This is a genomic window from Pseudohaliea sp. (assembly GCF_054552115.1).
The window spans coordinates 35,582-48,884 of the sequence record NZ_JBTOLW010000013.1; the positions used below are offsets into that span (position 1 = coordinate 35,582).

Consider the following 13,303-nt stretch of genomic DNA (forward strand, 5'->3'; position numbering starts at 1 on the left):
CAATAACGACGCAAGACGCTTCTGCCATCTCCGCGACGCGAACTGGAAAATCAGCGCCCTATCAGAGCCGCATGGGCATGACGACATAGAGCGAGTCGCCCGCCTCGGACTCCTCAAGCAGGGCACTGCTGTTCGGGTCGGACAGCGAGAAGCGAACCTCCTCGCCGGAGAGCACACCGAGCACGTCGAGGAGGTAGCCGACATTGAAGCCGATCTCGAGACCATCGCCCGCGTAGTCGACCGGGACCACCTCTTCGGCCTGTTCCTGCTCCGGGTTGTTGGCAACGATTTCCAGCGTATCCGGCGAAAGCTTGAGGCGTACGCCCCGGTACTTCTCGTTGGAGAGAATCGCGGTCCGCGTGAACGCCTGGCGAAGGTCCAGGCGGGACCCGACCAGGACCTTCTCCGCCGAACGCGGCAGTACCCGTTCGTAGTCGGGGAACTTGCCGTCCACCAGCTTGGACGTGAAAGTGAAACCCGCGGTCGTCGCACGCAGGTGGTTGTTGCCGAGAATCACCGTGACCGCATCGTCGTCATCCTGGAGGAGACGACCCAGTTCAAGCACGCCCTTGCGCGGAAGAATCACCTGCGCATCCTCGACCCCCGAAAGGGCCTCGGGCAGCGTGCAGATCGCCAGCCGGTGGCCATCGGTGGCCACGAAACGCAGGCGACCGCCCTTGATTTCCCAGAGCATGCCGTTCAGGTAGTAGCGCACATCCTGCTGTGCCATGGCGAAGCTGGTCCGCTCAATAAGCCGGCGCAACTGCTGCGGTTCGATGGTGAACTGGTGCGTGCCGATACTGTCTTCGATATTCGGGAACTCGCGCGCCGGCAGCGTTGCCAGCGTGAACCGGCTGCGGCCGGAGGTCACCGTCGCCTTGCCGTCCGTGACGCTGACCTGCACATCGCTGCCTTCGGGCAGGGACTTGCAGATATCGAGGAGTTTGCGCGCCGGCAGGGTGACTTCGCCCGCATCTCCCGGCGTCGGCAGCTGAACGCGACCGACCAGTTCCACCTCGAGATCCGTACCCGTCAGCGAGAGACGATCGCCATCGAGCTGGAGCAGCACATTGGCAAGCACCGGCAGCGTGTTGCGCCGTTCCACGACCCCGGCGACCAGGTTCAGGGGTTTTATGAGGGCATCCCGGGGTACGCTGAATTTCATGGATGTTCCTTAGCCAGCCGTAATTGTAAGTGTGCACTTACTTATTGCTATTGCCGTTGGCGCAGAGCGCCCCCTGGCGCCAACCCTCCATTGTGCTCAAGTTGTCAGGGAGCGCAACAGGTTCTTGTAATCTTCGAGAATATCCGAGCTCGTTTCCCGCAGTTCCTTGATCTTCCGGCAGGCATGAAGCACGGTCGTATGATCGCGGCCTCCGAAGCTGTCGCCGATCTCCGGCAGGCTGTGGTTGGTGAGCTCCTTGGCAAGCGCCATGGCCACCTGTCGCGGTCGCGCCACCGAGCGGCTGCGTCGCCGCGACATGAGATCGGCCACCTTGATCTTGTAGTACTCGGCGACGGTACGCTGGATGTTGTCAAGGCTTACCTGCTTGTCCTGCAGAGCCAGGAGATCCTTCAGGCTCTCCTTGACCAGGTCGACATCAATGGGCCGGCGGGTGAAGTTGGCGCTGGCGATGACCCGCTTCAACGCCCCCTCCAGCTCGCGGACATTGGAGCGAATCCGCTGGGCGATGAAAAACGCGGCTTCCGGCGGCAGGTCGAGCTGGGACTGGTTCGCCTTCTTCATGAGGATGGCCACTCGCGTCTCGAGATCCGGCGGCTCCACCGCCACCGTGAGACCCCAGCCGAAGCGGGACTTCAGCCGCTCCTCCAGCCCCTCGATCTCCTTCGGATAGCGGTCGCAGGTGAGAATCATCTGCTGGCCGCCCTCCAGCAGCGCATTGAACGTGTGGAAGAATTCCTCCTGGGACCGGTCCTTCTTGGCAAAGAACTGGATGTCGTCGATCAGCAGCGCATCCACCGATCGGTAATACCGCTTGAAATCCGTGATGGCGTTCAGCTGCAGTGCCTTGACCATATCGGCCACGAAGCGCTCGGAGTGCAGGTAGACGATCCGTGCCTCCGGGTTGTTCTCCTTGAGCGCATTACCCACCGCGTGCATGAGGTGGGTCTTGCCCAGGCCGACACCGCCGTAGAGAAAGAGCGGATTGTAGGCATCCCCGGGATTCTCGGCGACCTGGTTGGCGGCCGCCAGCGCAAGCTGGTTCGACTTGCCCTCGACGAAGTTGCGAAAGGTATAGTTGGCCACCAGGTTGTGCTGGTGCTGCAGGGCCTCGTGGACCTCGGAATGCTGCGCCTGGCCGAAGGGGGCCGTACTCACACTGGCGAGCACCGGTGCGGGACGCGAAGCCGCAGCGGGATCGGGCTCCCGCCGCGGCGCGGGCGCGGGTGACGAGCCGGCGGAGGCACCGCCCACCGCCGCCAGGGACACGGCCCGGCGAGCCTCGCCGATCTCCAGGATCACGTCCCGGTCGCACCCTGCCTCGCGCAGCAGTTCAGCGATACGTGGGGCGAACTTGTCGGTCACGAAGTCCCGGATGAAACGATTGGGCGCCAGAAGGCGCAGGCACTGCGCCTCTTCCCTGGCCTCGAGGGGGCGGATCCAGGTGTTGAATTGCTGCGCCGGCAACTCGTCCTGCAGCAGATTCCTGCATTGGGTCCATACCGCGTCGGGCAAAGATCACCTCGCTCGTGCCCTTCGAAGCGGGGCACTGGTGGTTCCTGTTCTGGTTTTCGGTGCTCCCGGCCACCTGTTGACAGCTTTGTGCTTCCCGGCGGCAGGACAACGCATCATAACCTGCCAGCCACCACTTATCCACACGTAAAGGAAAGTTTTTTGTGTTTTTAATTTCTTTAATATCAATGGGTTATCCCGCCAGCCGGCAATAGCCGGTTTTCGATTCCCATACTGGTTCAGCCCCGCCGGTCTGTGGATAACCTGTTACTATCTTTGGGGGTTTTTGTTGGTCGATGGCTGTAAGCCGCTGCATTGCTGGCTTCTGCCCGTTCACGGCGCGCCGGCCGGAAGCGACCCGGACAACGGCCGCCCCAGGCGAACCTCAGGCCCGGATACGGATCATCACGGAACACGTTGAATAACCCGGGCGCTTTCTCTACAATCTGCGTCCTTTTTTGACTGTGCCCCATCGGCACCGCGGCGGCGCCGCGACTGCCTTCCTTTATATACTGCAGATTGAGTCACTGACATGAAAAGAACGTTCCAGCCCAGCGTGCTCAAGCGCAAGCGCAACCACGGCTTCCGCGCGCGGATGGCAACCAAGAACGGGCGCCAGGTTCTCGCCCGGCGCCGCGCCAAGGGCCGCAAGCGCCTCTCCGCGTAAGCCGGCGCCGCGCACAGCGAGAGCCGGTAACTTCGCTGATGGCCGCGTCCTTTCGCAAGAATCAACGCCTGCTCACGGCCCGGGACTACCGGGCCGTGTTCTCCTGTGTCAGCGTAAAAGCCGGCCAGCGAGAGTTCCTGCTGCTCGCACGCCCCTCGCAGGAACCGCACCATCGCCTCGGCCTGGCCGTCGCCAAGAAACACGTGGCCCGGGCCGTGCGTCGCAACCGCATCAAGCGCGTTGCACGGGAACGCTTCCGCCAGCTGCCCCCAGCGACCGTGCCCCTGGATATCGTCTTCCTGACGCGGCCGGGCGCAGGCGAGCTGGACAAGGCCGCTCTCGCCGCGGGCATCGATCGTCAGTTCCGTCGCCTGATCGAGCGCGCCGCAGCATGAAGAAATTGCTTCTCGTCGTGCTCCGCGTCTACCAGTGGTGCCTGAGCCCCTTTCTCGGACACCATTGCCGCTTCTATCCGACGTGTTCCGAATACGCCCGGGAAGCCGTCGAAATCCACGGTGCGGGCCGCGGCATCATGCTGGCAGCAAGACGCCTGTCCAAATGCCACCCCTGGCACGAAGGCGGTGCCGACCCGGTCCCCGCCACCCGACGCACAGACTGAGAGATTATGGATATCCAGCGAACCCTGCTCATCGGCGCCATCGCCCTGCTGTCGTTCATGCTGCTGTCCGAATGGGTCGCATTCCGCGACGCCCGTGAGGCCGATGCAACACCGGCCACCCAGCGGCTGACGGCCGACGACGCCCCGGCCCCCGCACAGCTACCGGCCGACGGCGGCGAGGCGCCGGCCAGTGGGGAGCTGCCCGCGGACCTCCCGCCACCGCCCGAGGAGGGCGCGGCGCCCGCCGCGGTGGAAGCCGACGAGGCGCGCATCGTTCAGGTGTTCACCGATACACTCGAACTGGCCATCGACCTGAACGGCGGCGACATCGTCGAGGTCGCCCTGACCAAATACCTCGCGGAACTCGACGGGGACGAACCCTACGTCCTCCTCGAGCGCAACAGCCGGCGGACCTACGTAGCCCAGAGCGGGCTGGTCGGCCCCGACGGCATCGACGCTCCCCGCCGTGCGCGCTATGAGGCCGCCCAGACCCGCTATGAACTCGCACCGGGGCAGGACACGCTGACCATCGATCTCCAGTGGGCCGGCAGCAACGGCATCGACATCACCAAGCGCCTCACCCTGCGCCGCGGCGACTACGTGCTCGACGTCACCTACCTGGTCGAAAACAACACGGAAGCGCGCTGGCAGGCCAACCTGTTCGGGCAGATCAAGCGCGACTCGAGCCCGGACCCGTCCGCCGACGCGGGGCTGGGACTGCAGCCCTTCCTCGGCGCCGCTACCACGCAGCCCGACGACCGCTTCACCAAGTTCGACTTCAAGGACATGCGCGAGGATCCCTTCAAGCGGCAGCTTGAAGGCGGCTGGATGGCCATGGTTCAGCACTACTTCCTGAGCGCCTGGATTCCGAACCCGGAGCAGACGCATACCTACTCCACGCGTGTCACCAGCGCCGGCTTCAACATCGCCGGCTTCACCAGCCCGGCCCTGGTCGTCGACCCCGGCGAACGCGGCAGCAGCACGGCGCGTTTCTACGCGGGCCCGAAGGACCAGTACCGCCTCGAGGAGATATCCCCCTTCCTCGAGCTGTCGGTGGACTACGGCTGGCTCTGGTGGATCGCGCAGCCGCTGTTCTGGCTCCTGAACAAGATCCACGCGCTGGTCGGCAACTGGGGCGTTGCCATCATCGCCCTGACGGTGCTGATCAAGGCGGCTTTCTACAAGCTGTCCGCTACCAGCTACCGGTCCATGGCGAACATGCGCCGCATTACGCCGAAGGTACAGGATATCCGCGAGCAATACGCCGACGACAAGCAGAAGCAGTCACAGGCGATGATGGACCTCTACCGGAAGGAAAAGATCAATCCCCTCGGCGGCTGCCTGCCGATCCTCGTGCAGATGCCGGTTTTCATCGCGCTTTACTGGGTGCTGATGGAAAGTGTCGAGTTGCGCCACGCGCCCTTCATGCTGTGGATCGAAGACCTCTCGGTTATGGACCCTTACTTCGTCCTGCCGATACTCATGGGCGCGAGCATGTTCTTCATGCAGAAGCTCAACCCGCCGCCTCCCGATCCCATGCAGGCGAAGATCATGCAGTGGCTACCGGTGGTCTTCACCTTCTTCTTCCTCTGGTTCCCGGCGGGCCTCGTGCTCTACTGGCTGGTGAACAACCTGCTCTCCATGGCGCAACAGTTCATCATCACCCGGCAGATCGAGAACGCCGGCAAGGCCTGAGGCGGCGCCCGTGGCCGGTGCCCCGCCTGAAGACACGATCGCCGCCGTCGCCACGGCGGCCGGTCGCGGCGGTATCGGCATCCTGCGCCTTTCAGGGCCCGGCGCCCTCACCATCGCGAGGCTGCTGACCGGTCGCGACCGCTTCCGGGCCCGCTACGCGCACCGCGCGGATTTCCTCGACGGCAATGGCGCGCGCATCGACGACGGCCTCGCCCTCTATTTCCCCGGTCCCCACTCCTTCACCGGGGAAGACGTTGTCGAACTCAACTGCCACGGCAGCCCGGTCGTCCTCGACCTCCTCCTGCAGGCGGCCTGCGCCCGCGGCGCGCGCCCGGCGGAACCGGGGGAGTTCTCCCGCCGCGCCTTCCTGAACGACAAGCTCGACCTGGCTCAGGCCGAGGCGATCGCCGACCTCATCGACAGTGCCAGTGCCGACGCCGCGCGCAACGCGCTGCGCTCCCTGAGCGGCGCTTTCAGTGAACGCATTCATGAGCTGGTGGAGGCAGTCACCCGCCTGCGTGTCTACGTCGAAGCCGCTATCGATTTCCCGGACGAGGAAGCTGTGGATTTCCTGGCCGAAGGCGATGTCGAGCACCGGCTGGCGGACATCGCGGCACGCCTCGCCGCCGTGCGCGAGAGCGCCCGCCAGGGAAGCCTGCTGCGGGAGGGGCTCAAGCTGGTGATCGCCGGGCGGCCGAACGCCGGCAAGTCCAGCCTGCTCAATGCCCTGGCCGGCGAGGAACGCGCCATCGTCACGGCCATCGAGGGCACCACCCGGGATGTACTCCGCGAGGACATCCTGGTCCACGGACTGCCGCTGCACATCGTCGATACCGCCGGGCTCCGGGACAGCGACGATCCCGTCGAACAGGAGGGCGTACGCCGGGCCATGGTCGAGATCGCCAGCGCCGACCGGGTGATCCTTGTTGTCGACGATAGTGCCGGCGGGGCACCGCCCCGGCTCGCCGACCTGCTGCCGGAAGGGGTGGAACCACCGCCGCCGGGTACGCCGGTGACCCGCGTTCACAACAAGGTCGACCTCTCCGGCACCCCCGCGCGCATAGAAAGTACAAAAGACAGCACGGACATCTGGCTGTCGGCGCAGAGCGGGGCAGGGCTGTCGCTCCTGCGGGAACACCTGCGCGACAGCGTCGGGCTGGCGGCTGCCGGGGAGAGTACCTTCAGCGCGCGACGCCGGCACCTCGATGCCCTGGACCGCGCCGGCGCCCACCTTGACGACGCGCGGGCACAGCTCGCAGACAGCGGCGCCGGCGAACTCGTCGCCGAAGACCTCCGTTACGTGCAGGCCTGCCTCGGGGAAATTACCGGCAAGGTCAGCAGCGATGACCTGCTCGGCGAGATTTTCTCCAGCTTTTGCATCGGCAAGTAACACGCTGTCCACAGCCCTGTACAGAAAACGGGCCGGCGCAACCACCGTCCCCGGCTCGTCCACACCCTCTCCACAACCGTTCTCGATACCTGTCCACAGCACCGGACCACCTGTGGCCAGCGCGGTAACGGCGACCGGACAAGCGGTGGACAGCGCGTCGGCTTATCCACCGCCCCATCGGCCCCGAGGAATGCTCCACACCCGGTACCCAGCCTGCCACGGGGCCATACCGGTACTGCAAACAGGCCTTTCCCGCACGCAAGTCCCGGCCGGGCAAGCAAAAAAACGGGTTGTCCCCGGAATCTGGCAAGGCCAGTAGTTACAACAATAACTCTTCAATACTTACCCAATACGTTATTTATCTACCTTCTCCTGTAAGTTGAGTTCCCGTTTGGCGGAACGGCAGCACGCCCGTATAATCCGGAGCCCTTTCCGCGCGTCTCGTAGCGGCGCAGGTACGGCACCATGCGTTACCCGGACAGTTTTGACGTGATCGTAATCGGCGGTGGCCACGCCGGGACCGAGGCGTGCCTGGCTGCCGCACGCATGGGCTGCCGGACGCTGTTACTGACCCACAGCATCGATACGCTCGGGCAGATGTCCTGCAATCCGGCCATCGGCGGGATCGGCAAGAGCCACCTCGTGCGTGAAGTCGACGCCCTCGGCGGCGCCATGGGTATGGCCACGGACCATGCGGGGATCCAGTTCCGCGTACTCAACGCGCGCAAGGGGCCTGCGGTGCGCGCGACCCGGGCCCAGGCCGACCGCGTCCTCTACCGCGGGGCAATCCGCGGCATCCTGCAGGCACAGCCGGGCCTGCAGATCTTCCAGCAGCCGGTGGATGACCTGCTGCTGTCGGGCGACCGGGTCGTTGGGGCGCGTACGGCCATGGGTCTGGATTTTTATGCCGATGCGGTCGTGCTGGCCACCGGGACTTTCCTCGGCGGGCGCCTGCATATCGGCCTCGAGAGCTCGAGCGGCGGCCGCGCCGGCGACGCCCCGGCCACCGCCCTCGCCCGGCGCCTGCGCGAGCTGCCTTTCCGCGTCGACCGGCTGAAAACAGGCACCCCGCCTCGCATCGATGCCCGCTCCGTGGATCTCGCCTCCCTCGAGCAGCAGTGGGGCGATGAACCGCGACCGGTCATGTCCTTCCTCGGTGATCCGGCGACGCACCCCGAGCAGCGCTGCTGCTGGGTCGCGTACACCAACGCGCACACGCACGACATCATCCGCGCGAACCTCGACCGGTCGCCCATGTACTCCGGGGTCATCGAGGGCACCGGCCCGCGCTATTGCCCGAGCATCGAGGACAAGATCCACCGCTTCGCGGACAAGGACGCGCACCAGGTGTTCGTCGAGCCCGAGGGCCTCGACACCCCGGAGCTCTATCCGAACGGCATTTCCACCAGCCTCCCCTTCGATGTACAGCTGGAATTCGTGCGCTCCCTCGCCGGCTTCGAGAACGCGGTGATCACGCGCCCCGGCTACGCGATCGAGTATGATTTCTTCGACCCGAGGGACCTCCGTCCCTCCCTGGAGACGCGCCCGCTCGAGGGGCTTTTCTTCGCCGGGCAGATCAATGGCACCACCGGTTACGAGGAAGCTGCCGCCCAGGGGCTCCTCGCCGGTATCAACGCCGCCCGCCGCGTGCGCGGCGAAACGCCCTGGTGCCCTCGCCGCGACGAGGCCTACCTCGGCGTACTGGTGGATGACCTCATCACCCTGGGGACCCGCGAGCCCTACCGCATGTTCACCTCCCGTGCCGAGTACCGCCTCCTGCTCCGGGAAGACAACGCGGACCTGCGCCTGACCGCGACGGGGCGTGCACTGGGGCTTGTCGACGATGACCGCTGGGCCCGCTTCGAGGCCAAGCGGGAAGCGATCGAGCGCGAGCAGCAGCGCCTGCGCACGACGTTCCTCCATCCCGGCACGCCGGCGGCCCGCCAGCTGGAAGAAAAGCTGGGCAGTGAGCTGAAGCGTGAGTATGCACTTGCTGATCTTCTCAAGCGCCCGCAGCTGGATTACCCGGCGATTGCACCGCTCGCCGAAGGTGCGGTGGAAGACCCCCAGGTTGCCGAGCAGGTGACGATCCAGGCGAAATACGCAGGCTACATCGAGCGCCAGGCCGAGGAGATCGCTCGCCTGGCCCGGCACGAGAGCCTGGCGCTGCCGGAGGACCTGGACTACGCCGCCGTCGACGGACTGTCCCACGAGGTTCGCGGCAAGCTCGCCGATGCGCGGCCGGCGACCCTCGGCCAGGCGGGCCGGGTACCGGGCGTGACCCCGGCCGCGATTTCCCTGCTGCTCGTACACCTGAAGAAGCGCGAGGGCCAGGCGCGCGCTGCGGCCCGGATCAGCGCCTGAGGTGCGTGACCCGGCGCTGGCAGCGGGCTGTGCCGCGCTGGGGCTGACGCTCCCGCCGGCAACCCTGGCGGCCTTGTCGTCCTATCTCGATCTCCTCGAGAAATGGAACCGGGCCTACAATCTCACCGCGGTGCGGGAGCGGGGTACCATGGTAACCCGCCACCTCCTCGACAGCCTGGCCGTGCTGCCCCACCTGCCCGCCACCGGCTCGTTCATCGATGTCGGTACCGGTCCCGGGCTGCCGGGAATCCCGCTGGCCCTTGCAGCGCCGTCCCATGGCTACTGCCTTCTCGACAGCAACGGCAAGAAGACCCGTTTCCTGTTCCAGGTGAAAACGGCCCTGGCCTTGGCTAACATACGCATCGTGTCGGAGCGTGCGGAAACGCACCGGCCGGAACGGCCTTACACGGGCGTCCTGAGCCGGGCCTTCGCGGCGTTGCCCGCCATGCTGGAGAGCTGCGCTCACCTGCTCGCTCCCGGTGGCTCGTTCTACGCCATGAAGGCGCAGGTGACCGCCGACGAGCTGGCGGCGGCCGAGGCCCTGGGCTACCGGGCGGCGGTGACGGCCCTCACCGTCCCCGGCCTCGACGAGCAGCGCTCCCTGATCACCCTGCGGCCGGAGACCAGCGCGTGACACGAACCATCGCCATCGCGAATCAGAAGGGCGGCGTCGGCAAGACCACGACTTGCGTCAACCTCGCCGCGTCCCTGGCCGCGATGAGGAAGCGTGTCATGCTCGTTGACCTCGATCCGCAGGGCAACGCCACCATGGGCTGCGGCGTCGACAAGTATGCCATCGAGCAGAGCATCTACGACGTGCTCGTCCACCAGGCCCCGGTGGCGGAGGTCCGCTGCACTGCCGGAGAGGCGGGCTTCGACGTGCTGCCGGCGAACGGCGATCTCACCGCGGCGGAGGTCGAGCTCCTGCAGGTGGACGGGCGCGAGCGGCGGCTGCGGGCGAGCCTCGCCCGGGTCACCGACGATTACGACTACATTCTCGTCGACTGCCCGCCGTCCCTGAACATGCTCACGGTGAACGGGCTGGTCGCCGCCGATGGCGTTATTGTCGCCATGCAGTGCGAGTACTTCGCTCTCGAGGGGTTGTCCGCACTCCTCGACACGATCCGCCGGGTGGCCGAGAGCGTGAACCCGGCGCTCGAGGTCGAGGGTATCCTGCGCACCATGTACGACCCGCGCAACAGCCTGACCAACGAGGTTTCCTCGCAGCTGCACGAACACTTCGGTGACCGGGTGTTCCGCACCGTGGTGCCGCGCAACGTCCGCCTCGCGGAGGCGCCCAGCCACGGCATGCCGGCGATGTATTACGACAAGTATTCCCGCGGGTCCCGGGCCTACCTGGCCCTGGCGGGAGAGATGATCCGCCGCGAGGAACGCCTCGCCGAAGCGGGAGGGCCTGACTGATGGCTGGCAGAAAAGCGCGCATGGGCCGGGGCCTCGATGCCCTGCTGTCGTCCTCCGCCGCGTCGTCGAAGCGCGAACCGGCCGCGGCCGGGGTGGACAGCGACGGCGAGCTGCGGGACGTTCCCGTCGACCTGATCCAGCGCGGCAAGTACCAGCCGCGCAAGGACATCGAGCCCGAGTCCCTGCAGGAGCTGGCCGACAGCATCAAGGCCCAGGGGCTCATGCAGCCCATCGTGATCCGGCCGATTTCCGACAAGCGCTACGAGATCATTGCCGGCGAGCGCCGCTGGCGCGCCGCCCAGCTCGCGGGGCTTGGCGAGATCCCCGCCCTGGTGCGCGATGTCACCGACGAGGCGGCCATTGCCATGGCCCTCATCGAGAACATCCAGCGCGAGGACCTGAACCCGATCGAGGAAGCGGTGGCACTGCAGCGGCTGCAGCGGGAATTCGATCTCACGCAGCAGGAAGTGGCCCAGGCCGTCGGCAAGTCGCGTTCGACCGTTGCCAACCTGCTGCGCCTGATGAGCCTGGAGCCCGAGGTACGGACTTTGCTCGAGCACGGCGACATCGATATGGGCCACGCGCGCTGCCTGCTGTCCCTGGCCGGTGCGGCGCAGTGCCAGGCGGCCCGCCAGGTAGCCGCGCGGGGTCTGTCCGTGCGCCAGGCCGAGGCCCTGGTCCGGCGCCTGCTGGCGGAAGCGGAACGCGGGCCGGAAGAGAAGCCGGCGCTCGACCCGGACATCCGCCGGCTCCAGGATGATCTTTCGGAGCGGCTGGGCACCCGGGTCCAGATCCAGCACGGCAAGGGTGGCAAGGGCAAGCTCGTGCTGTCCTACGGCAGCCTGGAGGAACTGGACGGTATCCTCGGCCACATCCAGTAGGTCGATAGGCACTATCTTCCTTCTTTATACACGGCTGTTTCAGGCATATCATGCGCCCGTGGGTCCTGTAGACCCCCACATGCTGTGCTTGCAGCTACGGTGACGGAAAATGCGTCGCCGGGTGTGCGCTCGCTCGGTTGATGGGCCCCCGCATACCCCCTATAATGCGCGCGCCCGAAACGAGGACCCACTTGCGTGGCTGACGGCAAAGGGGGAGCGAGCGGGACCGCGCCGACAGGGGCCAGGCTGAAGCCGCCACCGGTTTACCGCATCACGCTGGTCCAGCTGGCGGTCCTCGGTTTCCTGTCTATCGTGACCCTGGCGTTGGCGGATACCGCGACGACGGTGTCCCTGGTCGCCGGAGCCTGCTGCAGTGCCTTGCCGCAGGCCTGGTTCGCCGTGAAGATGTTCGGGCGCGGAGGGCGGCGCGGCGCCGAAGCGGCGGGCGTCGGGTACTCTGCAGCAGCGGGCAAGTTCCTCCTCAGCGCTGTGGGGTTTGCCCTGGTTTTCGCGCTGTTGCGGCCGGTGGTACCGCTGGCCGTTTTCGGCGGCTTTGCCGCCATGCTGCTCGTGCAGGTCGCGGGCGGCGTCACGCTACTGCGCCGCGGGCAGTCGGATCAGTAGCGGGACAGATAACCTCGGCGAACGACGATCAGAGAGTGATTGGCATGGCAGGCGAGACACAGACCGTATCCGGGTACATCGTCCACCATCTGACGAACCTCACCTATGGCAAGCTGCCGGCAGGCTATGAACGCCATGACGGCAGCATCGTCGGTGAAGGCGGCGCCTGGGTCATGGCCCATGGCGGCGAGGAAGCCGCGGCCATGGGCTTTACGGCCGTTCACGTGGATTCCATGGTCTGGTCCCTGGGCCTCGGGGTTTTCTTCTGCTGGTTTTTCCACCGCATGGCGAAGCGGGCCAGTGCCGAGACGCCCAGCGGTGCCCTCAACGCGGTGGAGATGATCGTGGGCTTCGTCGACAACACGGTGCGGGACACCTTCCACGGGCGCAATCCACTCATTGCGCCCCTCGCCCTGACCGTTTTCGTCTGGGTGTTCCTGATGAATCTCATGGACCTCGTTCCCGTCGACCTGGTGCCCCACACCCTGGCGCTGCTCGGTGTCGAGTACCAGAAGATCGTGCCGTCCACGGATCCGAACATCACTTTCGGCCTGTCCATCGGCGTCCTGTTGCTGATCCTGTACTACTCGATCAAGGTCAAGGGCTTCGGCTTCGCGCGCGAGCTGGCCATGAACCCGTTCAACCACTGGCTGCTCATTCCCGTGAACCTGTTCATGGAAATCGTCGGGCTGTTGGCGAAACCCTTCTCCCTCGCCCTGCGACTGTTCGGCAACATGTATGCTGGCGAGATGATCTTCATCCTGATCGCAGCGCTGTTTAGTGCCGGTGTGGCCTGGATGCTACCCGCCGGCCTGTTGCAGATCGGCTGGGCGATCTTCCACATTCTTATCATCACCCTGCAGGCCTTCATATTCATGGTGCTGACGATCGTCTACCTGAGCATGGCCCACGAAGATCACTGACCCCCCTTAACCTTTGGTAATCA

13 protein-coding genes are annotated in these 13,303 nt (G+C 65.8%); 11 read left to right on the forward strand and 2 right to left on the reverse strand.

Annotated elements, in window-relative coordinates:
- Positions 1 to 61 precede the first annotated feature (61 nt).
- Positions 62 to 1,165, reverse strand: coding sequence for a DNA polymerase III subunit beta (gene dnaN / locus ACX93N_RS08310; protein WP_459427943.1), 1,104 nt, complete (start codon positions 1,163 to 1,165; stop codon positions 62 to 64).
- Positions 1,166 to 1,261: 96 nt separating this feature from the next.
- Positions 1,262 to 2,698 (reverse strand): chromosomal replication initiator protein DnaA, encoded by a 1,437-nt coding sequence (dnaA, locus tag ACX93N_RS08315; RefSeq protein WP_459427944.1) that lies wholly within the window; start codon positions 2,696 to 2,698, stop codon positions 1,262 to 1,264.
- Between the two features lie 529 nt (positions 2,699 to 3,227).
- Here dnaA and rpmH point away from each other — a divergent pair.
- The 11 genes from rpmH to atpB all read left to right on the forward strand — a co-directional run bounded on the left by rpmH (position 3,228) and on the right by atpB (position 13,280).
- On the forward strand, positions 3,228 to 3,362 hold the full coding sequence (gene rpmH / locus ACX93N_RS08320) for a 50S ribosomal protein L34 (RefSeq protein ID WP_080048951.1): 135 nt from the start codon (positions 3,228 to 3,230) through the stop codon (positions 3,360 to 3,362).
- Positions 3,363 to 3,400: 38 nt separating this feature from the next.
- On the forward strand, positions 3,401 to 3,757 hold the full coding sequence (gene rnpA / locus ACX93N_RS08325) for a ribonuclease P protein component (RefSeq protein ID WP_459427945.1): 357 nt from the start codon (positions 3,401 to 3,403) through the stop codon (positions 3,755 to 3,757).
- Positions 3,754 to 3,981 (forward strand): membrane protein insertion efficiency factor YidD, encoded by a 228-nt coding sequence (yidD, locus tag ACX93N_RS08330; protein WP_459427946.1) that lies wholly within the window; start codon positions 3,754 to 3,756, stop codon positions 3,979 to 3,981. The genes rnpA and yidD overlap by 4 nt, the downstream gene beginning before the upstream one ends.
- A 6-nt stretch (positions 3,982 to 3,987) precedes the next feature.
- Positions 3,988 to 5,676, forward strand: coding sequence for a membrane protein insertase YidC (gene yidC, locus ACX93N_RS08335; RefSeq protein ID WP_459427947.1), 1,689 nt, complete (start codon positions 3,988 to 3,990; stop codon positions 5,674 to 5,676).
- Positions 5,677 to 5,686: 10 nt separating this feature from the next.
- Complete coding sequence (mnmE, locus tag ACX93N_RS08340; protein WP_459427948.1) at positions 5,687 to 7,066, forward strand: tRNA uridine-5-carboxymethylaminomethyl(34) synthesis GTPase MnmE; 1,380 nt, start codon at positions 5,687 to 5,689, stop codon at positions 7,064 to 7,066.
- 465 nt (positions 7,067 to 7,531) lie between these two features.
- Complete coding sequence (gene mnmG, locus ACX93N_RS08345) at positions 7,532 to 9,430, forward strand: tRNA uridine-5-carboxymethylaminomethyl(34) synthesis enzyme MnmG (RefSeq protein WP_459427949.1); 1,899 nt, start codon at positions 7,532 to 7,534, stop codon at positions 9,428 to 9,430.
- A gap of 1 nt (position 9,431) precedes the next feature.
- A complete protein-coding gene (gene rsmG, locus ACX93N_RS08350) occupies positions 9,432 to 10,064 on the forward strand; it encodes a 16S rRNA (guanine(527)-N(7))-methyltransferase RsmG (RefSeq protein WP_459427950.1) in 633 nt (210 codons plus the stop codon).
- A complete protein-coding gene (locus tag ACX93N_RS08355) occupies positions 10,061 to 10,852 on the forward strand; it encodes a ParA family protein (RefSeq protein ID WP_459427951.1) in 792 nt (263 codons plus the stop codon). Before rsmG ends, ACX93N_RS08355 begins: the two co-directional genes overlap by 4 nt.
- Positions 10,852 to 11,733 (forward strand): ParB/RepB/Spo0J family partition protein, encoded by an 882-nt coding sequence (locus tag ACX93N_RS08360; protein WP_459427952.1) that lies wholly within the window; start codon positions 10,852 to 10,854, stop codon positions 11,731 to 11,733. Before ACX93N_RS08355 ends, ACX93N_RS08360 begins: the two co-directional genes overlap by 1 nt.
- A gap of 195 nt (positions 11,734 to 11,928) precedes the next feature.
- Positions 11,929 to 12,357 carry an ATP synthase subunit I gene (locus ACX93N_RS08365; RefSeq protein WP_459427953.1) on the forward strand — a complete coding sequence of 143 codons (429 nt, stop codon included), beginning with the start codon at positions 11,929 to 11,931 and terminating at the stop codon, positions 12,355 to 12,357.
- A gap of 44 nt (positions 12,358 to 12,401) precedes the next feature.
- Positions 12,402 to 13,280, forward strand: a complete 879-nt coding sequence (gene atpB, locus ACX93N_RS08370; protein ID WP_459427954.1) for a F0F1 ATP synthase subunit A — start codon at positions 12,402 to 12,404, stop codon at positions 13,278 to 13,280.
- Positions 13,281 to 13,303: the final 23 nt, after the last annotated feature.

Excerpts from the sequence above, each read along its gene's own strand:
- dnaN (WP_459427943.1), bottom strand. The coding sequence starts at position 1,165 with ATGAAATTCAGCGTACCCCGGGATGCCCTCATAAAACCCCTGAACCTG.
- rpmH (WP_080048951.1), top strand. The coding sequence starts at position 3,228 with ATGAAAAGAACGTTCCAGCCCAGCGTGCTCAAGCGCAAGCGCAACCAC.
- rnpA (WP_459427945.1), top strand. The coding sequence starts at position 3,401 with ATGGCCGCGTCCTTTCGCAAGAATCAACGCCTGCTCACGGCCCGGGAC.
- yidD (WP_459427946.1), top strand. The coding sequence starts at position 3,754 with ATGAAGAAATTGCTTCTCGTCGTGCTCCGCGTCTACCAGTGGTGCCTG.
- yidC (WP_459427947.1), top strand. The coding sequence starts at position 3,988 with ATGGATATCCAGCGAACCCTGCTCATCGGCGCCATCGCCCTGCTGTCG.
- mnmG (WP_459427949.1), top strand. The coding sequence starts at position 7,532 with ATGCGTTACCCGGACAGTTTTGACGTGATCGTAATCGGCGGTGGCCAC.
- ACX93N_RS08360 (WP_459427952.1), top strand. The coding sequence starts at position 10,852 with ATGGCTGGCAGAAAAGCGCGCATGGGCCGGGGCCTCGATGCCCTGCTG.
- atpB (WP_459427954.1), top strand. The coding sequence starts at position 12,402 with ATGGCAGGCGAGACACAGACCGTATCCGGGTACATCGTCCACCATCTG.